20 protein-coding genes are annotated in these 21,948 nt (G+C 32.9%); 7 read left to right on the forward strand and 13 right to left on the reverse strand.

The annotated features are described in order from the left end of the window. The first annotated feature begins 61 nt into the window (after positions 1-61). Both gap and BM289_RS18665 read left to right on the forward strand, forming a co-directional pair. Complete coding sequence (gene gap / locus BM289_RS18660; RefSeq protein ID WP_091496377.1) at positions 62-1,060, forward strand: type I glyceraldehyde-3-phosphate dehydrogenase; 999 nt, start codon at positions 62-64, stop codon at positions 1,058-1,060. 26 nt (positions 1,061-1,086) lie between these two features. After that, the gene (locus BM289_RS18665) at positions 1,087-3,255 is read left to right on the forward strand and encodes a tetratricopeptide repeat-containing hybrid sensor histidine kinase/response regulator (protein WP_091496379.1); all 2,169 of its coding nucleotides are present in this window, start codon (positions 1,087-1,089) and stop codon (positions 3,253-3,255) included. Between the two features lie 50 nt (positions 3,256-3,305). On the opposite strand, the gene lpxK is transcribed toward BM289_RS18665, so the two are convergent. From lpxK to BM289_RS18680, 3 genes are read right to left on the reverse strand one after another with little or no spacing between them, the layout of a single operon-like run. Continuing rightward, positions 3,306-4,313, reverse strand: coding sequence for a tetraacyldisaccharide 4'-kinase (gene lpxK, locus BM289_RS18670; protein WP_091496381.1), 1,008 nt, complete (start codon positions 4,311-4,313; stop codon positions 3,306-3,308). Between the two features lie 4 nt (positions 4,314-4,317). After that, positions 4,318-4,599, reverse strand: a complete 282-nt coding sequence (locus BM289_RS18675; protein ID WP_091496383.1) for a Txe/YoeB family addiction module toxin — start codon at positions 4,597-4,599, stop codon at positions 4,318-4,320. Continuing rightward, on the reverse strand, positions 4,575-4,817 hold the full coding sequence (locus BM289_RS18680; RefSeq protein WP_091496385.1) for a DUF2683 family protein: 243 nt from the start codon (positions 4,815-4,817) through the stop codon (positions 4,575-4,577). Before BM289_RS18680 ends, BM289_RS18675 begins: the two co-directional genes overlap by 25 nt. Before the next feature lie 189 nt (positions 4,818-5,006). On the opposite strand from BM289_RS18680, the gene BM289_RS18685 reads away from it, so the two are divergent. The 5 genes from BM289_RS18685 to rluF all read left to right on the forward strand — a co-directional run bounded on the left by BM289_RS18685 (position 5,007) and on the right by rluF (position 9,300). Then, positions 5,007-6,101, forward strand: a complete 1,095-nt coding sequence (locus BM289_RS18685) for a Nif3-like dinuclear metal center hexameric protein (protein WP_091496776.1) — start codon at positions 5,007-5,009, stop codon at positions 6,099-6,101. 3 nt (positions 6,102-6,104) lie between these two features. Continuing rightward, complete coding sequence (locus tag BM289_RS18690) at positions 6,105-6,884, forward strand: zinc ribbon domain-containing protein (protein WP_091496387.1); 780 nt, start codon at positions 6,105-6,107, stop codon at positions 6,882-6,884. A 169-nt stretch (positions 6,885-7,053) separates the two neighbouring features. Next, entirely contained in the window at positions 7,054-7,911 is an 858-nt protein-coding gene (locus BM289_RS18695; protein WP_091496389.1) for an alpha/beta fold hydrolase, read from the forward strand. 92 nt (positions 7,912-8,003) lie between these two features. Beyond that, entirely contained in the window at positions 8,004-8,351 is a 348-nt protein-coding gene (locus BM289_RS18700; protein ID WP_091496391.1) for an antibiotic biosynthesis monooxygenase family protein, read from the forward strand. Positions 8,352-8,457: 106 nt separating this feature from the next. Then, entirely contained in the window at positions 8,458-9,300 is an 843-nt protein-coding gene (gene rluF, locus BM289_RS18705; protein ID WP_091496393.1) for a 23S rRNA pseudouridine(2604) synthase RluF, read from the forward strand. A gap of 25 nt (positions 9,301-9,325) precedes the next feature. Here the strand turns inward: rluF and BM289_RS18710 are convergent, their stop codons facing one another. From BM289_RS18710 to BM289_RS18755, 10 genes are all read right to left on the reverse strand, one after another. Next, on the reverse strand, positions 9,326-10,264 hold the full coding sequence (locus tag BM289_RS18710; protein ID WP_091496395.1) for a LamG domain-containing protein: 939 nt from the start codon (positions 10,262-10,264) through the stop codon (positions 9,326-9,328). A 67-nt stretch (positions 10,265-10,331) separates the two neighbouring features. After that, complete coding sequence (locus BM289_RS18715; RefSeq protein ID WP_091496396.1) at positions 10,332-11,720, reverse strand: DUF4153 domain-containing protein; 1,389 nt, start codon at positions 11,718-11,720, stop codon at positions 10,332-10,334. A 59-nt stretch (positions 11,721-11,779) separates the two neighbouring features. Beyond that, positions 11,780-12,070, reverse strand: a complete 291-nt coding sequence (locus BM289_RS18720; RefSeq protein WP_091496398.1) for a winged helix-turn-helix domain-containing protein — start codon at positions 12,068-12,070, stop codon at positions 11,780-11,782. A gap of 4 nt (positions 12,071-12,074) precedes the next feature. After that, a complete protein-coding gene (locus tag BM289_RS18725) occupies positions 12,075-12,689 on the reverse strand; it encodes a hypothetical protein (protein ID WP_091496400.1) in 615 nt (204 codons plus the stop codon). A 403-nt stretch (positions 12,690-13,092) separates the two neighbouring features. Next, complete coding sequence (locus BM289_RS18730) at positions 13,093-14,019, reverse strand: magnesium transporter CorA family protein (protein ID WP_091496402.1); 927 nt, start codon at positions 14,017-14,019, stop codon at positions 13,093-13,095. A gap of 407 nt (positions 14,020-14,426) precedes the next feature. After that, positions 14,427-15,314, reverse strand: coding sequence for a bifunctional 5,10-methylenetetrahydrofolate dehydrogenase/5,10-methenyltetrahydrofolate cyclohydrolase (locus tag BM289_RS18735; protein WP_091496404.1), 888 nt, complete (start codon positions 15,312-15,314; stop codon positions 14,427-14,429). Between the two features lie 140 nt (positions 15,315-15,454). After that, positions 15,455-16,819 (reverse strand): signal recognition particle protein, encoded by a 1,365-nt coding sequence (ffh, locus tag BM289_RS18740; RefSeq protein ID WP_091496406.1) that lies wholly within the window; start codon positions 16,817-16,819, stop codon positions 15,455-15,457. A 402-nt stretch (positions 16,820-17,221) separates the two neighbouring features. Beyond that, a complete protein-coding gene (locus BM289_RS18745; RefSeq protein WP_091496407.1) occupies positions 17,222-18,901 on the reverse strand; it encodes an MBOAT family O-acyltransferase in 1,680 nt (559 codons plus the stop codon). Position 18,902: 1 nt separating this feature from the next. Further along, positions 18,903-20,324, reverse strand: a complete 1,422-nt coding sequence (locus BM289_RS18750) for a GDSL-type esterase/lipase family protein (protein WP_091496409.1) — start codon at positions 20,322-20,324, stop codon at positions 18,903-18,905. Beyond that, positions 20,321-21,799 (reverse strand): SGNH/GDSL hydrolase family protein, encoded by a 1,479-nt coding sequence (locus BM289_RS18755; protein WP_091496411.1) that lies wholly within the window; start codon positions 21,797-21,799, stop codon positions 20,321-20,323. Before BM289_RS18755 ends, BM289_RS18750 begins: the two co-directional genes overlap by 4 nt. Between the last annotated feature and the right edge of the window lie 149 nt (positions 21,800-21,948).

The following is a 21,948-nucleotide window of genomic DNA, read 5'->3' on the forward strand; positions in this document are numbered from 1 at the left end:
GCAAAAGCGAACGTTTTAAACAGTTAAACGATTTTAGCTATTAAACGAATAAACCAAATAATTGAAAACAAGAATTGCCATTAACGGATTTGGAAGAATCGGGAGAAATTTATTCCGTCTTCTTTTAAATCATCCTGAAATTGAAGTCGTTGCTATAAATGACATTGCTGACAATAAAACGATGTCACATTTAATTAAATACGACAGTATCCATGGTGTTTTACCTTTTGAGGTCAGTCATGACGAAAATAGTATTATTGTAGACGGCAGGCATTTTTTCTTTTTTCATGAAAAAAACATTTCAAATCTAGACTGGAATTCACATTCGATTGATATCGTAATTGAATCTACAGGAAAATATAAAACACACGAAGAATTAAATAGGCATCTCGAAGTTGGTGCTAAAAAAGTAATTCTTTCTGCTCCATCTGAAGTAGATACTATAAAAACGGTAGTTCTTGGAGTAAATGAAAATATTCTGGCTGGATATGAAACAATAGTGTCAAATGCAAGCTGTACTACAAACAACGCTGCACCGATGATTAAAATTATCGAAGAGTTATGCGGTATTGAGCAGGCTTACATTACAACAATACATTCTTTTACAACAGATCAAAGTCTTCATGACCAACCGCACAAGGATTTGCGTCGTGCTAGAGGTGCAAGTCAGTCAATTGTTCCAACAACTACTGGTGCAGCTAAGGCATTAACAAAAATTTTTCCTAAATTGCACAACAAAATGGGAGGATGCGGGATTAGAGTTCCTGTTCCCGACGGTTCATTAACAGACATTACCTTCAATGTAAAACGTGCTGTAAGCATTGAAGAAATAAATAAAGCATTTAAAGAAGCCTCAAAAACAAATTTAAAAGGAATATTAGATTACACCGAAGATCCAATTGTCTCGGTAGATGTAATTGGCAATACACATTCTTGTTTATTTGATGCACAACTTACTTCGGTTATCGACAAAATGGTAAAAGTAGTAGGCTGGTACGACAACGAGATTGGCTATTCATCAAGATTGATCGATTTAATTTTACTCATAAGAAAAAAATAAGATTCATTGTAAAAGCATTGCCATACATGAAATACTATCTTTTTATTGTTGTTTGCTTTCTTAACTCGACTTTGTATTCTCAAGCTAAAAAGAATACGGATAGTGTTATCTATTATAACAAACTGGCCAACTCCAATCTTGGCAATAAAAAGTATAACGAGGCAGCTCTTTACACTCAAAAATCCATTAGTTTCTGCGAAGTACATGGTCAAACAGAAAATTTAGCGAATCAGACTTTAAAGCTTGGGAAGATTTTTTACAACCAAGGAAAACTAGAAGACGCTTTAAAAAACTTTCACAAAACAGTTGCCATATACGATACATTAAAACCAAGCTGCATTAAGGCTTTGGCATTATACTATATTGGAGTAGCCAATACAGCAAAAGGTGACTATAAAACTGCTGATGTTTATTATTCAAAAGCAGAAAGTTTACTGAAAGAACTTAATATTACGGATCATGCTGAAGCGCTGAATTATCAGAAAGCATTGGCCCAAAAGAAAAATAACGACCTTGTTCTAGCAGCAAAAACCTTCAAGAACATAACGAAAAAAGCAAATAATCCCAGCATTATAAAAACAAAAGTCGATTCTTATTATCAACTTGGTTTAATTGAAACACAGTTGAAAAGGAACGATTCTGCTATGGTTTATTTTGACAAAGCATTAGATTACAACGAAAAAAGCAACGACCTTCCAAAAAAATCTAAAATTGTTTTAGCCATAAGCCAATATTATAAGCAGAATAAAAATTATGATATGGCTTATTCTTTTTTAGATGAACATTATCAGTTAGAAAATTATCTTCTGAGATTAAAAAATGCTAAAATTGATTTAAATGAATTCGAAAAATTCAAAAAAAATCAGTCTTTAAATAATACTATAAAAAGAGAAAGCGAAGAAAAAATCCAGCTTAAAACCTATCGTTATTCCAAGTTAGTCAGCATTCTGGCTATTGCTTTAATTTCAATTTTATCTCTTTTGAGTTTAGCTTTGTATAAAAACAACATTATTAGAAACCAGAATAATTTACTGCTCCGCGAAAAAAACAAAGAATTGATTCTGGCTAAAAACAAAGCTGAAAAAGCATCCAAAGCAAGATCTGAATTCTTGTCAACAGTAAGTCATGAATTAAGAACTCCGTTGAACGCCATTAACGGAATCACACATATTTTACTGGAAGACAATCCAAAGAAAAAACAATTAAAATATCTGGAATCTTTAAAGTTTTCTGGAAACTATCTCACGACTTTCATTAATGAGATTTTAGAAATCAACAAAATCGATTCAACTAAAGTTGAGGTGGAAAATATTAGTTTTAATCTAAAAGAACTTTTATTCAATATTCAGAGTTCTTTAAAAGAATTAGCTACCGCCAATAAAAATTATTTCAATTTAGAGATAGACAAATCGATTCCTGACAATTTAATGGGCGATCCAACAAAACTGTCCCAAATTATATTAAACCTGATTAATAATGCTTTAAAGTTTACCCAAAACGGACATGTAAGTGTTATTGCAAAACTCTACTCTCAAGAAGAGGATACCGCTACTATTTATTTTGAAATTGTGGATACTGGAATTGGAATTCCTGAAGACAAACTTCAAACGGTATTTGAAAGCTTCTCACAAGGATCTATCGAAGTAAACAGAAAATATGGCGGAACAGGTCTTGGCCTAACTATTGTAAAAAAACTAATCGAACTCCTTGGCGGAGAAATAAAACTAAAAAGCGAAGTGGGTAAAGGTTCTACTTTTACCTTCAAATTAAATTTTAAAATCAACAACGAACCATTGGAAGTAATTGAAGAAGTAAAACCTTATAGTGACACACAATTGAAACATAAATCTATTTTATTGATTGAGGACAACAAAATCAATCAAATGATAACTCGAAAAATGCTTGAAAACAAAGACATTAACTGCGAAATCATAGATAATGGAGAAGATGCGGTTGAGCTTTTAAAGATCAAACGTTTTGATATGGTTTTAATGGATGTTCATCTTCCTGGCATTAATGGCACAACAGCCACCAAATTAATTCGAGAATTTGATAAATCGACCCCGATTATCGCACTGACTGCTATTTCGCTTGACGAAAACCGAGACATGCTTCTTTCTTTTGGAATGGACGATGTAATTACCAAACCTTTTGTACCTGACGAGTTTTACAGCACAATTGCTAAGTTTTTTTGATTAACACTCTAAGTTTCTAAGATGCTAAGACGCTGAGATATTAAGTTTTTTTATTTGACATACTCTAAAATGGTAACATCAAAATTTTGCTGGTGATTGATGAAAGTACTTTTTATTGGAAGATAATACAATTGCGAAACCAGTTTTGAATCTTTTAAACGAACGTAATCTTTTTCAGTTGTAATTATTTTTCTTCCGTTTGCTTTAGTTAAAATCGTTTCTAAATCGGTATCAGAAAAATGATGATGATCTGGAAAAGTTAAGCATTCATCATTATCATTTTTTAAGTAATCAAAGAATGGCTTTGGTTTTGCAATTCCTGCCAAAAGTAATTTAGATTCTGATTTTATTTCGCTCACAGCAATTTTTCCTGTTGAACTGTAAATTTCTTCATCATAATCTATAAACGTAAAGAAAAGTTGCTGCGAGCAACTTAGTTTTAACTTTAATCGAATTTCTGCTTGTTTTTCTTGCGATAAAACTTTTGGGCATTTGGTAACCACAACAATATTGGCTCTTTCTGCTCCGCTCCTGCTCTCTCTTAAATTTCCAGTTGGCAGCATAAAATCGTCTGCATACAGATCATCGTAAGCCGTTAGGAGAATATAAAAACCCGCTTTTACTTTTCGATGCTGATATGCGTCATCAAGTAAAATAATTTGTGGTTTTTCCTTTTGTGAAACCAATTGCTGAATCCCGTTTGTTCGATTGGCATCAACGGCAACCATCACATTTGGAAATTTTTGATAAAACTGAAACGGTTCATCTCCCAAAATTTCAGCATTCAAATTTTGATCAGCTAATACGAAACCTTCTGATTTTCTTTTATAACCACGGCTTAAAGTAGCAACTTTATACTTATTTGATAATAATCGAATTAAATATTCTATTTGAGGTGTTTTCCCGGTTCCGCCCACACTTAAATTTCCAACTGCAATAACCGGAAGATCAAATGAAGTCGATTTTAAAACTCCTTTATCAAAAAGAAAATTACGAATTGAAGTAATAAATCCGTATAAAACGGCGAAAGGGAAAAGTATTTTTCGAAGTATGTTCATAGAATTATTTATCAGAATAATGCCCCATTGCAGAGATTACAAAAACGGTTACGATATCTTCCTGAACTTTATATATAATCCTGTCTTTAGAATTTATTTCTCTAGACCAAAACCCACTCAATCCATATTTTAATGCTTCCGGTTTTCCAACACCTTCATAAGGAGTTTCGCTAAGCTCTTCTAAAATCTGGTTAATTTTTTTTATACTGGCCTGATTACCTGCTTTGAAATGTTTTTTTAAATGTGATTCTGCTAATTTTTCTATTTTAAGCCTAAACTTCCCCATACATCTTTTGGATCGACCTCTTTATATTCACCTCTTTTATCTGCCTCTAATACCATTTTTACAAATTCGGGATCATAGGGACTTTTTTCCGCTTTAACTTTTTCAGAATCTGTTTCAATAATCTCAATTTCCTCAAAACCTTTAAAACTATCAAACATAGCGATAAAAGCCTTCCCTATCTTAGTGCGTTCGTTTATTTTTATAGTTAGCGTTTTCATAGTTCTTGATTTAAACACAAAGATACAAAATTAGTAATACTAGTAATATGGTCTTATTTGGATTACTAATTTGCACAACGCAATATCACGGAAATATTTTAAGATTTATTCGTTAATTTGTTTTTCTTTTCAAGCCTTGTTTTTTAAACATGAAACTTGAAACAAGTAAAACTTGAAACAAAACTTAAAATGAAAATCAAAAATATCATATCCGTTCTGGAAGAAATGGCACCTTTGGCTTACGCCGAAGATTTTGACAATGTTGGTCTTTTAGTTGGAGATTCCGAAACTGAATGTTCGGGTGTTTTAGTTTGCCACGATGCACTAGAAAATGTAATTGAAGAAGCTATAGCAAAAAACTGCAGTTTGGTTGTTTGCTTCCATCCTATCTTATTTTCTGGAATCAAAAAAATCACAGGCAAAAATTATGTCGAAAGAGCTATTTTAAAAGCTATTAAAAATGATATTGCCATTTTTGCTGTTCATACAGCACTTGATAATCATTCGCAAGGAGTCAATAAAATTTTCTGTGATGCTTTAGGATTAACCAACACTAAAATATTAGTTCCTAAAAATAATTTCATTCAAAAACTGGTCACTTATACTGTTCCCGATAATGCCGATAAACTTCGAAATGCTTTATTTGAAGCCGGTGCGGGAAAAATTGGTAATTATGATAACTGCAGTTTTAATACGAAGGGATTTTTTACTTTTCAGGGAAATGAAGACAGCAATCCTGTTATTGGCGAAAAAGGAAAACTTCATACGGGAGAAGAAATCAAAATCGAAGTTGTTTTTGAAAAGCATTTACAATCCCGTATTTTAAAAGCCCTTTTTTCCAATCATATTTACGAAGAAGTGGCTTATGAAATTTATAACCTTGAAAATTCTCATCAAAATATTGGTTTGGGAATGATTGGTGAATTTGAAAATGAAATGGATGAAAAAGAATTTCTTCATTTTGTAAAAGATAAAATGATTGCTGACGGAATTCGTCATTCTGCTTTTTTAAGCAAAAAAATAAAAAAAGTAGCCGTGCTTGGAGGGTCTGGAAGTTTTGCTATAAAAAATGCAATTCAAGCTGGAGCCGATGCTTTTTTGACTGCCGATTTGAAGTATCACCAGTTTTATGAAGCTGAAAACAAGTTACTTTTGGCCGATATTGGTCATTTTGAGAGTGAACGCTATACAAAAAATTATATTGTTGATTATCTTCGAAAAAAAATTCTTAATTTTGCAATCATTTTATCGGAAGAAAATACAAATCCAGTTAAGTACTTATAAAATATGACGAATACGAAAGAATTAAGTGTTGAGGACAAGTTAAGAGCAATATACGATTTACAGCTTATTGACTCTAGAATTGACGAAATCAGAAACGTTAGAGGAGAACTTCCTTTAGAGGTTGAAGATTTAGAAGATGAAGTTGCAGGTTTGAGCACTCGTTCAGAAAAACTGAAAGGTGAACTTGAAGTGATTGAGGAGCAAATCAAAGCAAAGAAAATTGCTATTGAGGAGCATAAAGAGGTTATTAAAAAGTACACTAAACAACAAGAATCAGTACGTAACAACAGAGAATTTAATTCTTTGACAAAAGAAGTTGAATTTCAGGAATTAGAAATTCAATTAGCTGAAAAGCAAATCAAAGAGATGAAAGCTTCTATCGAGCACAAAAAAGAAGTTATTTCTAACTTAAAAGAAAAACTTGATGCTAAAAGCTCTCACTTAAAACATAAAAAATCTGAATTGGATGCTATTATGGCTGAAACTCAGAAAGAAGAAACTTTCTTAACTGAAAAATCTGCTGAATATGCTGCACAAATCGAAGACAGATTATTAGCAGCTTACAACAGAATCAGAAGCAGTGTTCGTAACGGATTGGCTGTAGTTTCTATCGAAAGAGGAGCTTCTGCTGGATCTTTCTTCACAATTCCACCTCAAACTCAGGTTGAAATTGCTTCAAGAAAGAAAATCATCACTGATGAGCACTCTGGAAGAATCTTGGTTGATACGCAATTAGCTGAAGAAGAAAAAGAAAAAATGGAACAATTGTTCGCAAAATTCTAAATATCAAGTCCCGATTTAATCGGGACTTTTTTTTGTATTTATTTTCGCCACGAATTACACTAATTTTCACTAATTATTTTTTTTATCTATAATCCTGAGAATAAAAAATTCGTGCTAATTTGTGTAATTCGTGGCAGACCTTTTTTTACCTTTAGAAAAAATTTAAGTTTTGGGAATTAAAAAAGGCATTCGTTTTATTACATTAAAATCTGTTGGATCTTATATTAACTTTTTGAGTTATGTGCGTCCACAAAAAGCAATGGAGCTTTCTTATGCGCTTTTTAGCCAGCCTCGAATTGGGCGATTAAAAAAAGAAGAGCTTCCTAAAGTTTTGAGAAATACTGAAACAGAAATATTTCATCATAACGAACATCATTTTCAAACTTATATTTGGAAAGGAAACGAAACCAAAATTCTATTGGTCCACGGCTGGGAAAGCAATGCTTCTCGTTGGAAAAAAACACTTCCTCATCTTCAAAAATCAGGAAGCACAATAATCGCTCTTGATGCTCCAGCTCACGGACAAAGCAGCGGTAAAGAATTTAATGTGCCACTATACACTGAATTCATCAATAAAGCAGTCGAAAAATATCAGCCTGAAGTTATTATCGGACACTCTATTGGCGGTGCTGCTTGTGTTTATCATCAATATTTATTTCCAAATACCAGTATAAACAAAATGGTAATTCTTGGTGCTCCTTCCGATTTAAAAACGCTGATTGACAATTATATCTCAATGCTCAGTTTGAATAAAAGAATGCTTTCTCTTTTAGAAAGTAAATTCATAGATCGCTTCAATTTTAAACTGGAAGATTTCTCGGGACAAAAATTTGCATCAGAGTTTAACGTTCCTGGCTTTATAGCACATGATATTTCAGATAAAATTGTAGCTTTTGAAGAAGGAAAAAAGATAGCCAGCAATTGGAAAAACAGTCAGTTTATTGAAACTGATGGTTTAGGCCACGGGATGCACGATGATGAGTTATATGATAAAGTGATTGAGTTTCTTTTTGAAGGCTCAAAGTAACAAAGAGGCAAAGTAACAAAGGCTTTTTCAAATTTGCTGATATTAAGCTCGTAAAACACTATTTTTTTCTCAAATCTAAAATCTACAATTAAATGATTGCTGTAATTTTTGAAGTTATCCCGAACGAAGGCAAAAAAGATGAATATTTGGATATTGCAGCAAGTCTTCGTCCAGAATTGAACCAAATAGATGGTTTTATCTCCATTGAAAGATTTCAGAGTCTTAATGATTCTGGAAAAATTTTGTCTTTATCTTTTTGGAAAGATGAAGAAAGTATTCAGCAATGGAGAAATCTTGAAATGCATCGTCATGCGCAGGCCAAGGGAAGAAACGGAATTTTTAAAGATTATCATTTAAGGATTGCGACTGTAGTTCGTGATTACGGCATGTTTGAAAGAAAAGAAACTCCAGAGGACAGTTCACTATTTCATGAATCTTAGAAAAGGTGCAGAGATTCAAAATGTCAAAGGTTTCTATTAGCATTTCAAAAAAATCTAAAATCTGAAATCTGAAATCTAAAATCATTTTTTTGCCTACTTTTGCAGTATGGAAGAAAATTTAAAACGTCTTAATAAATTTATCAGTGAAACAGGGTATTGTTCTCGCCGCGAAGCTGATAAATTGATTGAAGAAGGACGCGTAACAATAAATGGTGCTGTACCAGAAATGGGAACTAAAGTTTCGCCAAATGATGAAGTACGTATAAATGGCAAATTGATTGTTGAAAAACAAGAAAAAATGATTTATCTGGCATTCAACAAACCGGTTGGAATTGAATGCACCACCAATCTGGAAGTCAAAAACAATATTGTTGATTATATCAATTATCCAAAACGAATTTTTCCAATTGGAAGGCTGGATAAAGCCAGTGAAGGATTAATTTTCATGACAAATGACGGTGACATTGTAAACAAGATTCTTCGAGCCAGAAATAACCACGAAAAAGAATATACCGTTACGGTAAACAAACCTATCACAGAACGTTTTATCCAAAGAATGGGAAATGGTGTTCCAATTTTAGATACGGTTACCAAAAAATGTAAAGTAGAACAAATCAGTAAATATACTTTTAAGATTATTCTAACGCAGGGGTTAAACCGTCAAATTAGAAGAATGTCTGAATATTTAGGTTATGAAGTTACAGCACTGAAACGTATCCGAATTATCAATATTTCTTTGGATGTTCCAGTTGGTCGTTACCGCGATTTAACCGATGCTGAAATAAAAGAATTGAATCAGTTAATTGAACCTTCTAGTAAAACTGAAGAAGCAAGTCTTCCAAAAGTGGAGACTTCAAACACAAACAGAAGCTCAAATGCAAACTCAAACAGAAGAGCGACCTATATCTCTAAAAACGATCCAAGATTTAAAAAAAGAGGAGGACAATGATGAATGAATGAGCCTCCTCCTTTTTTTATTTTTCAAGCTTTATTTGTTGCAAAGGGGGATCAACCTGTGGCAACTCCAATAAAGGAACTTTAGTTTTAGAATTCTCATTTAAAGGAACTTCAGTTTTTAAATTCTCATTTAAAGGAACTGAAACTTTAGTGTTATCATTATTAGAATCCTCAATAACCTGTTTGTATTGTGGCGTATCATTAACAATTTCTAAAGGATAAACGATACCCTTATCTCTGTTTTTTGCAACATACAGCTTTTTGATTTCACTAAAAGATAATGCTCTTTTATAAACCTTCAGATCATCAATAGCTCCATAAAAACTCTCATAACCGTAAGGATATAAATCTCCTATAGTCAGTCTCTCTCCTGTCCATGAAAAATTAAATTTTAGCTCTTCCATTGGCAGAATTGCGCCTTCATAATTAATAGTGAATTTTTTTTGCTCTCCGTTTATATACATCTGAAATATTTTCCCTGTATAGATAAAAGCTACCTGAACCCATTGATTTAAAGGAATCTTTTCTTGAGAATTAAAGTGGATATAACCATTTTTATAGGTGTGAAAATTAAGTGTTCCGTCATTCTGAACCTGTAAATTAAAATCTCTTCCTGGGTCTACTTTAGAAATAATTGTATTATGTTCAGCATATCTATCAAGATAAATCCATCCAGTGATTGTAAAAGCTGTTAGTCCATTAAAATTAGAAACATCATCAATACTGATAAACCCTCCATTTCCAAAATAAAATGCTCCATTAGTATTGTCCCTTCTATCTTTTACTGGTTGAATAGAATGAGAATAAGAGCTGTTTTTCAAATAACTTGCATCTTGTATATTCCCATTTAAGGGCAGATACAAAATCAAATCTTTATCAAACTGATTATCAACCACTTTTTGTGCTTTTAACAAAACACCATTCAAAAAAATTAAAATTATCCAAAAACTACGCATGATTCATAATTGTACTATTTATCCCACAAATTTATAAACCAATTTAAAAGATTAGCTAAATTAAATGTTAATTTTTAACTTGCAGGAAATCATAATATAAGGCTTTAGATAAAAATCCAGCATTTTGATAGTTTGTAATTAATTGCTCTCTTGTAATTTCAGAATTCTTTCCATCTAAATTATTCTTTTCTAAATATTCTCTTCGAGCTTCGTCATTAAAATTCAATCCGCTTAAGAAAACGGGTTCTACTCCTTTGTTTACAGAGATATTATAAGTAGTTACTAAATTCCCCCAGTTCACATAACTGCAAAGAAGAACCGTTCCGTAGAAATACCAAACCATTTGATTAAAAAGATAAGCATTCGTTTTCTGTTTTCTGATTTTCTGAAATGAAATTACTAATCCTACGATAGATAAGATTAAAAAGGCATAAACCCCTAGACGTTTGTATGTCAAGCCATAAAATGATACATATTCTGTATTCTTAATCATGGCGCTTACAATCAAAACTACATTTAATGTAAGCCATATTTTAGCTAAGTTTTTTAGCGTTTTTGCTTTTTCATCAAAATTAAATCCGCCTTTAAAATAAAATAGAATTACGCCTACCGCCATTAAAATAGAGAAAATTACTGCGTTTACCCTTTCATGTATATCAGCGCTTAAATTACTTTTTTCGACAACCTCAAAGAATTGTTCGTAGTTATAAGTTCCAATAAAAACCAACAGCATAATGTTTAAGAGAAACAATGTGATTTCACCACTTTTTCTTTCGAAGTCTAGATCAAGAAATGTAAATGTGCTTTGATTTTTTAGTTCAGAGATATTACTGAAGTCATTTTTCAATTTTGGATTGAATTCGTAACAAGCATCTGGAACCCAGTAATTCCAAAAACTAAATGAAATATAAAACCCAAGTATGCTGATTAACACCAACTGGAAAATATCAATATCTAAAGTATAATCTGTAAATAATGAAGAAAAATGATTGCTTCCGAAAGAGTAAACAATAAAAAATAATCCTAGAAATACTACTGGAATCACCACAAAGGCTACAAGTTTCTTAGCAAAATCGTTATGAATTTTTCGTTCAGGAAGCCATTGCTTGAAAATAAAAATTCGTCCCAGTGATGTAAATCCATTCAATATAATCAATGGAAAAATCTGTATGATTTTAAGTCTGTCATCCTGTGTTTTAAATTGCAAAAACAAAATGGACAAGGCCAAAGAAAAAAACGACGCCGCATCGCCATACCAAGCAAAGGCAAAACAAGATAAAATAGAGGTCATTACTAGAACAAGATGTGATCTGTCAACTAGTTTTTCCTGAAAGAAATAACTAACTAATAACGTCAACATTACTCCAAAGATAGAAACATTTATTCCAGGAGCTTCATTGTAAAAAAGCAGTGCAAAAACTGCCGTACAAGCTAAAATAATTTGATGTTTTTTCATGATTTTAATTTTTAAAAGTACTTTGTAATTCAAAGTTTTTAGGCAAAAATTTTTAATTTTTAAGATTTCATTAATTTTTCGAGATACAAAAGGTGTTCTTTGAACGCCGCGCGGCCAAGCGGTGTTACCTGATAAGATGTTTTTGGTTTTTTACCAACAAATTCCTTTTTAATTTCGATGTATTCGGATTTCTCCAATGCAGAAGAATGACTTGCCAAATTTCCATCGGTGATATTCAAAAGCGTTTTCATCTCGGTAAAATCTACCCAGTCGTTAACCATCAAAATGGACATAATACCCAGTCTGACACGGCTTTCGAAATCTTTATTTAGTTTGTCAATAATTCCCATTCAATTATTTGTATTTTTTGAACATCACTAAACCATATAAAATATGCAGAATTCCGAATCCTAAAATCCAGAAAATCAATCCATATCCAATATAGAACATAGAAATAAGTCCTAAAATTAATTCAGAAAAGCCTAAATATTTAATATCAGAAAAAGTATATTTTTCTGCATTTAGAACAGCAAGTCCGTAAAATATTAATGTTGAAGGTGCTACTAATCCAAAATATCCGTGATACATTAAAGCAAGACAAAATATTCCACCTGCAAAAAGTGGAACTGCCAGATTAAACAGCATCTTTTTTGTAGCTGATGTCCAGATTGGCAAATTGTATTTTCGGCTTTTTCTAATAGTAAAAAAGATTCCGAAAACAAATGCACACGTCATAATTATGATTCCAATCCAAAATAATTCGGTTACCAGATTAGCCGAATACAATCTATGTTCATCACTTAGATAATCCATCCCATTTGCTTTAAAAAGCTGGTAAACATAAATACCACCGATTAAAGCCGAAAGACCCGCGAAAACCCCCGAAAGTCCGCTTAACGATATAAATCTGGAAGAACGCTCCATCATGGAACGAATATGTGCTAAATCTTCTTGATGCTTTTGATTCATAATTAAAGTACTTTGCGTTACAAAGTTATTATTTATTTTGGAATGGCAAATAAAAAATTAAAAAATATTTACGAAAGTAATGTAAACTCCTGCAAGGTTTTCAAAACCTTGTTGGTTTGACACTGAACTTGAATCAAAAAACTAAAGTCGGCTTTTGTTTTGACTTTCTGAATATACCTACAAGGTTTTGAAAACCTTGCAGGAATGAGAATTTCTTATTACATGAGACCGCGTGAGGGATAGGAATAAGCTACCAAAGTAGCATGGATAGTCCGACCGTCTCGTTGCAAAAGGGCGTATAACCGTAAAGTATATTGCCCTTTTGCAACGAGACGGTCACGCCCAAAGTATAAAAACGAAAAAGCCTATTCTTAACGAACAGGCTTTGTATTGTTTTTAAGTTTTAGAACCATCTTCTTCTTTTGAACAAAAAGACTCCAAAGGTGGATAGAATTATAGAAACCAAGAGTAGAATCCAAATTCCGTATTGACTTTCTTCTAATCCATTTGGGACGTTCATTCCGTACAAACTGGCAATAAGAGTTGGAATCATTAAGATGATAGAAATTGAAGTCATCTGTTTCATAATATTGTTCATATTATTGGAGATTACAGAAGCATAAGCATCCATCATTCCGGTCAAGATGTTGTTGTAAATGTTGGCTGTATCTTGCGCCTGATTTAGTTCGATTTCTACATCTTCTAACAATTCTGGATCGTAACTGGCTTTGTGTGCTTTTAGGTTTTTGATTCTTTGGAACAAAACATCATTTGCTTTTAAAGAAGTGATGAAGAATACAAAACATTTTTCGATTTGAAGCAAGGCTTGTAATTCTTCGTTTTTAATTGATTTCTCTAAATTATCTTCTGCGAGTTTTATTTTATGATTGATTTGTTTCAGGTATTTCAAATACCAAACACTTGATGATAAAAGCAATCGCAAAACTAAATTGAAATTATCTTCTATTTCGATGTTTTTGCGCTGTGAATAGGCAACAAAATCTTTGATTATTTCTGTTTTATAAAAACTGATTGTGACACAGATATCCTCTTTAAAAATGATTCCGAGAGGAACGGTATGGAAAGGAATTTTTACATCGCCACTTTTAATGGGAATACGCATAATGATAAGCGTCCAGCCATCTTCGATTTCTATACGAGGTCTTTCGTCGATATCCTCAATATCATTGTAAAAAGCTTCAGGAACCTGAAGTTCTTCTAACAAGTAATTTTTATCTGATTCTGTTGGAGATTCGATGTGAATCCAGCAATTTGAAGTCCATTTTTGGATTTCTACTAATCCGTTGTTGTTTGTGTAAAAGGCTTTCATTTCAAAATACAGGGTTTTAACGCAGCATTTTGAAATTTCAAAAGCTGCTTAATTTAATACTAACGAATAATAATAATCGTCCATTTGGAGAAGTGTTTTTTTAAGTGGTGCAAAAGTATCCTTTATTTTTAAGAACCAAAACTTTAAACTATTAATTATATATTAAAATGGCAGTTTGGATAGATTTTTTAAACACATAGAAACATAGATATTGTAATTGCAAAAAAAGGCGTTTCACTTTTTTAAACAAACATAGCCAACCTTTAATCATGTGAGAGAAATTTGTTTCTCTTTTGCTTTCTTTTCATAGAAATTATAATTCTATATTTCTATGTGTTTGTAAAAATTACTGCAATAAAAAAAGCCTGCTCAATTGAACAGGCTTTCATAGTATTTTGAAAAAGAAATTATTGATTTCTTGCGCTTCTCATTTTACGAGCTAAAAGTGTATTTTTAAGTAACATCGCAATTGTCATTGGCCCTACCCCACCTGGAACTGGCGTAATGAATGATGCTTTTTTGCTTACTCCATCAAAATCAACGTCTCCTTTGATAACGTATCCTTTTGCATTTGATGCATCTTCTACACGTGTAATTCCAACGTCGATAACGGTTACTCCTTCTTTTACCATATCTGCTTTTAAGAATTCTGGAACTCCCAACGCTGTAATAATAATATCAGCATTTTTAGTGAATTCTGCCAAGTCTTTAGTTCGGCTGTGCGTTAAGGTAACTGTAGAATCTCCAGGATTTCCTTTACGGCTCATTAAAATACTCATTGGACGTCCTACGATATGGCTTCTTCCAATTACTACTGTATGTTTTCCTGCAGTTTCTACTTTGTAACGCTCTAACAATTCCATAATTCCGAATGGTGTTGCTGGAATAAAACTTTCCATTTCAAGCGCCATTCTACCAAAGTTAGTTGGGTGGAATCCATCTACGTCTTTATCTGGATCAATTGCTAATAAGATTTTTTGTTCGTCGATATGTTTTGGCAATGGCAACTGAACGATATATCCATCTAGATTATCATCTTCGTTCAACTCTTTAATCTTAGCAAGCAGTTCGTCTTCAGTAATTGTTTCCGGCAGACTTACTAAAGTAGAATCAAATCCGATTTCTTGACAAGATTTTACTTTACTTCCTACGTAAGTTAAACTTGCTCCATTATTTCCCACTAAAACAGCTGCTAAATGAGGGACTTTTCCTCCCGCTGCTTTTATAGATTGAACTTCGGCTGCAATTTCGTTTTTAATGTCGTTAGATGTTTTTTTACCGTCTAGTAGCTGCATTGTTTTTGTTTCAGATTTAAAGTTTTTTTGTTTCAGGTTTCATGTTTCAAGTTGAAAACGAAACTCAATTTATTTATTGAAAAAAGTTTCAAACTTCTGTTTCATAACCTGAAACTTGAAACTTGAAACTTTTAATTTTATTATCTCGGCATTCCTCCTGGCATACCACCCGGCATCCCTTTCATACCTCCCATCATTTTCATCAGGTTTTTTCCGCCTGGGCCTTGCATCATCTTCATCATCTTGCTCATTTGGTCAAACTGCTTCATCAGCTGATTTACCTGCTCGACTTTAGTTCCCGAACCTTTTGCAATTCTGGCTTTTCTTTTTACGTCGATAATGGCTGTTTTGCTTCTTTCAGCCGGTGTCATCGAATAAATGATGGCTTCGATATGTTTGAAGGCGTCATCTTCGATTTCTACATCTTTCATGGCTTTTGAAGCTCCTGGTATCATTCCAACCAAGTCTTTCATATTACCCATTTTCTTTACTTGCTGAATCTGTGTTAAGAAGTCGTCAAAACCAAATTCGTTTTTAGCGATTTTCTTTTGAAGTTTTCTTGCTTCTTCTTCGTCAAATTGTTCCTGAGCTCTTTCAACAAGAGACACAACGTCTCCCATTCCTAAGATACGCTCTGCCATACGTTCTGGATAGAAAACATCAATTGCTTCCATTTTTTCTCCAGTACCAACAAATTTGATCGGTTTGTTTACAATCGATTTGATTGAAAGTGCTGCTCCACCACGAGTATCACCATCTAATTTCGTTAAAATAACTCCATCAAAATTCAAGATATCGTTGAAAGCTTTCGCTGTGTTTACAGCGTCTTGTCCTGTCATAGAGTCTACAACAAACAAAGTTTCTTGTGGCTGAATTGCTTTGTGTACGCGAGCAATTTCGTCCATCATTTCCTGATCTACTGCCAAACGTCCAGCTGTATCGACGATAACAACATTGAAACCGTTTGATTTAGCGTGTTTGATTGCGTTTTGAGCAATTTCTACAGGATTTTTATTTTCTGGCTCTGAGTAAACCTCAACACCTATTTGGTCTCCCACAACATGCAACTGATTAATCGCCGCTGGACGATAGATATCACACGCTACAAGAAGTGGTTTCTTGTTTTTCTTTGTTTTTAAGAAGTTTGCTAATTTTCCTGAGAAAGTCGTTTTACCAGAACCTTGCAAACCTGACATCAAAATAACAGTCGGATTTCCTGAAAGGTTAACACCAGCAACGTCTCCACCCATTAATTCGGTAAGTTCGTCTTTAACCAACTTCACCAATAACTGCCCTGGTTGAAGTGTTGTCAATACATCCTGACCAATTGCTTTGTCTTTTACTCTAGCTGTAAAATCTTTAGCAATTTTAAAGTTAACATCGGCATCAAGTAACGCACGACGAACTTCTTTTAAAGTATCGGCAACGTTTACTTCTGTAATTTTACCGTGTCCTTTTAATATATGGAACGCTTTATCTAACTTATCGCTTAAATTATCAAACATATCTTTTTGTTTATTTGAAGTGCAAAGATAATCTAATTAGATATTTCAGGCAATTTTTATTTATACGCAATTTTTTGCCAGAAAGGCACTAAGGCCCTAAGTTTTTTTGCCACTAATTACACTAACTTCCCAAATTCTTTTAACTAATATTTTCCTCTCGCAGATTACGTAGATTTTGCAGATTATATTTTGCTCGCAAAGACGCAAGGTCGCAAAGTTTTATTTCACGCAGATTTAAAAAAGATTTCAGCAGATTATTATGTAAAATCTGAAAAATAAAATCTGCAGAATCTGCGTGAAACAAAAATCTTTTCAATCCTTGTAATCTGTGGCAAAAACAAAAAAAGGCGCAAGAGGAAAAACCTTTGCACCTTTGTAACTTTGTCTCTTTGAACCTTAATTTTAGAACTGGAAATAGATAAACGGTTGTGAACCGGCAACTGCTGTTGCGTAAACAATCCAGTAAACGAAACCTAGAATTATAGCTTTTACTAATATTGGTGTTTTATCAAAAACAGATTTCATTCCGTTTGTAATTGTTTCTGGCAAGAAATGCCAAACGTAACCAAATAACATTAATCCGAATACATTTTTATATCCAAGAACAATTGTTTTCCAAAGCTCCGGCTCGAATGTTAATTGTCCAATATTGTTGATTACCTGCAATGCTGTTTCAAAATCTCTTGCGCGGAAAAAGATCCAGCAGAAAACTACAAAATGGAATGTAATCAAGATGGAGAAAAATCTCCATAAGAAATTTGAACCTTCTTTTTTGGATGGAAATAATTCCATAAAGATTTTATGAACTGCTAATGCTAATCCGTGTAAAGCTCCCCAAACAATAAATTGCGCTCCTGCTCCATGCCACAATCCTCCTAAAAGCATTGTAGTAAAAAGATTTAGGTTCGTTACCAGAGTTTGTTTCTTTTTGCTTGAAAGCAGAAAAGACAAACAAAAAAGTGCAATTGAACTAAAAGCAATTATTAACGGAATTATACTTGTATTATAACTTGTGATTCCCCACAACAATAATCCGAAAAAAAACAAACTCGGAAACAAATATCCTGCGAAAGATCCTTCACGGTTTCCTCCTATTGAAATATACAAGAAATCTTTTAACCAAGTTGAAAGTGAAATATGCCATCTTCTCCAAAAATCAGTAATCGAAGTTGATTTATATGGCGTTCTAAAGTTGGCTGGCAATTTAAATCCTAGCAATAATGCGATACCAATTGCCATATCGGAGTATCCTGAGAAATCACAGTAAATTTGGATTGCGTATCCGTAAGAAGCCATTAAATTTTCAAACGAAGTATAACTCAATGGCGTATCAAAAACACGATCTACGAAGTTTACCGAAATGTAATTTGATATTACTGTTTTCTTAATCAAACCTCCAATAATCAGAAACAAAGCATTATTTACATCTTGTCTGGTCAGATTTAATTTTTGATAAATCTGCGGCAAGAAATCTTTTGCGCGTACGATTGGCCCGGCAACCAATTGTGGGAAGAACGAAACAAAAAACAAATATTCAATGTAGTTTTTAGTCGGCTTAATTTCTTCACGATAAATCTCGATGATGTAACTCATCGACTGGAAGGTATAGAAAGAAATTCCCACGGGTAGAAATATGTCGTGAAATTTCAGATTTCCATTAAACATATCATTATAAGTGCCGATCATAAAATTCATATACTTGAAATACCCAAGTAATCCTAAATTCAGAATCACACTTATAACCAAATATATTTTCTTGACATTGTCCTTACTTTCTTTGTAAATAATCTGGCTTAAACCATAATCCACAACCGAAGAAAGCAACAATAATAGAAAATAAATCCCGCTTGATTTGTAATAAAAGAAAAGCGAGAAAAGAATAACATAGGTTAATCTTAAATAAAATGTTTTGCGTAAAAATCCATACACAAAATAGAAAACCAGAAATAATCCTAAGAATAAACCGGTATTGAATAAAAGTTTTTCGTCTGGATTGTAAACAAACCAGCTTTCAACTTGTTCCATCGTAATTGCACCAAAATTTTGAATGAACCAATTATTAATGCTATCTATTGTTGTCAACTTAATTCTTTAATTTAAAATTATCGTATGTTTTTAAAAACGCTTGCGTAAACAAGTTTCCTTGTTTCTCATATCCTTTTTTTGAATAATGAACCCAATCTGGCCCAATTAATCCTTGTACTTTTAATTGTTTGATGCCGCTCATGCCTCCAAATTCATCATACAAATCCCAGACTGCGAAACCCTCTTTTTGTGCCGTGTCAATAATATGTTTTGCATAATCATTAATATAATTATTCGGCTTTCTTCTCAGTAAAGATGGTGGCGGTGTCATTACTATAATTGGCGCATCTATTTTTTGCGCTCTTATATTACTTATGAATTCTTGTAATTCTTTGATGTAATTTGCAGAATCCAGATGATCATAACTTTCATTTGTTCCTAATGAGAAAACAAGTAAATCGGGATGTAATGCTTTTAGTTGTTCAAAAAACAAGGGATATTTATTGTAATCCGAATATTTAGCGCCGTTTACTCCAATGCCACTGTAAATAATTCCCGAAGCATCTTTTTCTAAAATCAAACCATTCAATTCATAATTAGAAGCTTCTTTATTTGGAATCAGAAAAATTCTGCTTAAAGGACTATCCGAATTATAATAATGCGAATAAGAATCTGATTCTATAGTTAAAGGCACAAACTCAGACATTGAAATGGTCTTAGGCCTAGTTTCATTTGTTGAGATTCTTAAAGTTCGGCCAGCACGAATGTTGTTTGACTTTAAACGATTCTCTCTTTTTATTTCGGCAACAGAGACATTGTATTTATCTGCAATTGTTCCTAGAACTTCTCCTTTTTTGATTTTGTGTGTTATCACTTTTCGCTCGGTCGTCTGGATAGAATTAATTTTAGACGAAACGGCTAAATCAAACATATTTTGATTTTGAGGCGTTATGATTTTTATGGTGTTGAATTTATACGAAGGATCTTTTACATTCATTTCCATTACAAATCCGCCAGAATCTCTCCATAATCCGATACCGCTTAAACCAACTGGATTACTTTTGAACGGAAGAATATTTCTATAATTTTCCCAACCACGATTTGATTTGAAACGTTCATTATAAGAACCGTTTGTTTTTGCCAATTGATATGGAAATACTAAACCGCGTCCAGCGTTTCCAAATCTTTGCTGTAAATTCTTTCGAATCTCATTGGTCATTAAATCCCCTTGAATATGAGAATCACCAATGTGAACTATATTGATTTTTTGATTTTTCTGGCTTTCGTTTTGCTCCAATTTTTCAAAGAACTCTTTTAATACTTGGGCGTTATAAATTTGACCCTCTATTGGAGCTTCCGCTTTTGCGGTATCGATTTTCTGAATCATTTTTTTGGGTATTGGATCTACATTAGCTTTTGCAGGCTTTTCATTTGTTGTAAAGAAAAGGCAACAAAAAAACACAATAAGTTTATTCATCATACGCTGTCTTTTGTTATTAAAACGGAATCAGGTCTGGCTCTTCTTACTGGTTTTGGTTTAGTTCCTTCTGTATCTCGTTTTGCTCTAAGCACTTTATATTCTTCGTATCCTTTATTCAATTGTCCGTAAAGCAAATTACCAATAGCTTTTGCACCACGCTGATTAAAGTGTGTGTAATCTTTATTGGCCTTTGCCGGCGCTTCATCCACCCATTTAATCATTGATCCGTCACCGCCCATTAAAGTGTATAAGTTTACAAATCCAGATTCTGTTTCTAAAGCGTAGTGTTTTTGCGCTTTCATTAATGGCACAACAGCTGAATCGGTTTTCATTTCCAAATCGTATTTAGTTGATTTATCTGCTGTAGAAACAATTAATATCGAAACACCAGGGAAAGATTCTTTGATTCTGTTTACGGTTTTTGTCATTCCTTTTTCATACCAGGAATAATTTTTTGTTCCATAATTCAAAACGTTTGTTCCGTAGTGCAGAATAATTAAATCGTATTTCAGATTATTGTTAAATGCTCTCATCACATCGGCATTGAACATTGAAATTGGAAGTCCTGAATTTCCTCTTTGAGAAAAATTATCTACGTGAACTCCTATCCCGTTATCAAAATTAAATCCATAAATAGGAATAGAATCGGCATGCACAAAATTAGCTTTGAAAGCTTTTAAACTTCCTGAAGAAACTTTTAAAGTATTCACTAAACTATTTGGCGAAAGGCTTTTCTTTAAGGTATCTTTTCCGATAATGAAATTCACTTTTCCTGTTTTAGACGAACGTCCATAAAACAAAGTAGCATTATCTAAAGTAGTACAGTTTTTATTGAGTCCTGCTTCGTACTGAACCCAAGTATTGTTTGATGCATCGTTTGCAAAAAACACATGTCCGTTAACTCCAAAAGGACTAGCCGGTTTTTTGACATTTAAATACGATTGCGTTTTCCAGTTTTTAGAATAAGTAGATTTTACAGAACCTCTTGAAGCAGCAGATTCTGAAGTAATCGAAACAAAACCAACTCCATTACCTCCAAAACGTTCCTGATAATTGGCACGAACATCCTGAACAATCAAATCTCCATCGGTCATAGAGTCACCATAATACGCAATCCTAACTTTGTTCTGCGGATTTTTCTCCAACTGATACAATTTTTCATAGAAAGAAATCAGGTATTGATATCCTTTGTAATCTTCAAATGTTTCGGCTGGAAACTCAATGCCTTCTGTTTGATCAAAAACAATTTTCTGATTGTTTAGCTTTCTTTCGCTTTCGGCAATACTATCATCATCCGCGGCAAGCGAATCTTTAGCTACAGACTCTAAAAGCAGACTATCGATTAATATGTTTTTAGAATCCAACTTACTTTCTGAAAATATTTTGTCCGGAAGGATTTGTTTGAATCCAATAAAAGCAACCAGCGCTAAAGCAACGATTGAAAAAGACTGAAAAAAATAAGATTTTGTATTCACTTAAATAATTATAAAAGTATAAAACACTGCACTCAAAAATTAAACCAATTAAGTTATTGTTAATTTATTACAGCAAAAATTTGTGCAAAGATAGAATAACATTTTGTTTCTAATTCATTTTAACAAGAAACTAAATAAAAAAAGAGGCT

Origin of the sequence: Flavobacterium phragmitis (assembly GCF_900112575.1) — a bacterium.
GTDB lineage: Bacteria > Bacteroidota > Bacteroidia > Flavobacteriales > Flavobacteriaceae > Flavobacterium > Flavobacterium phragmitis.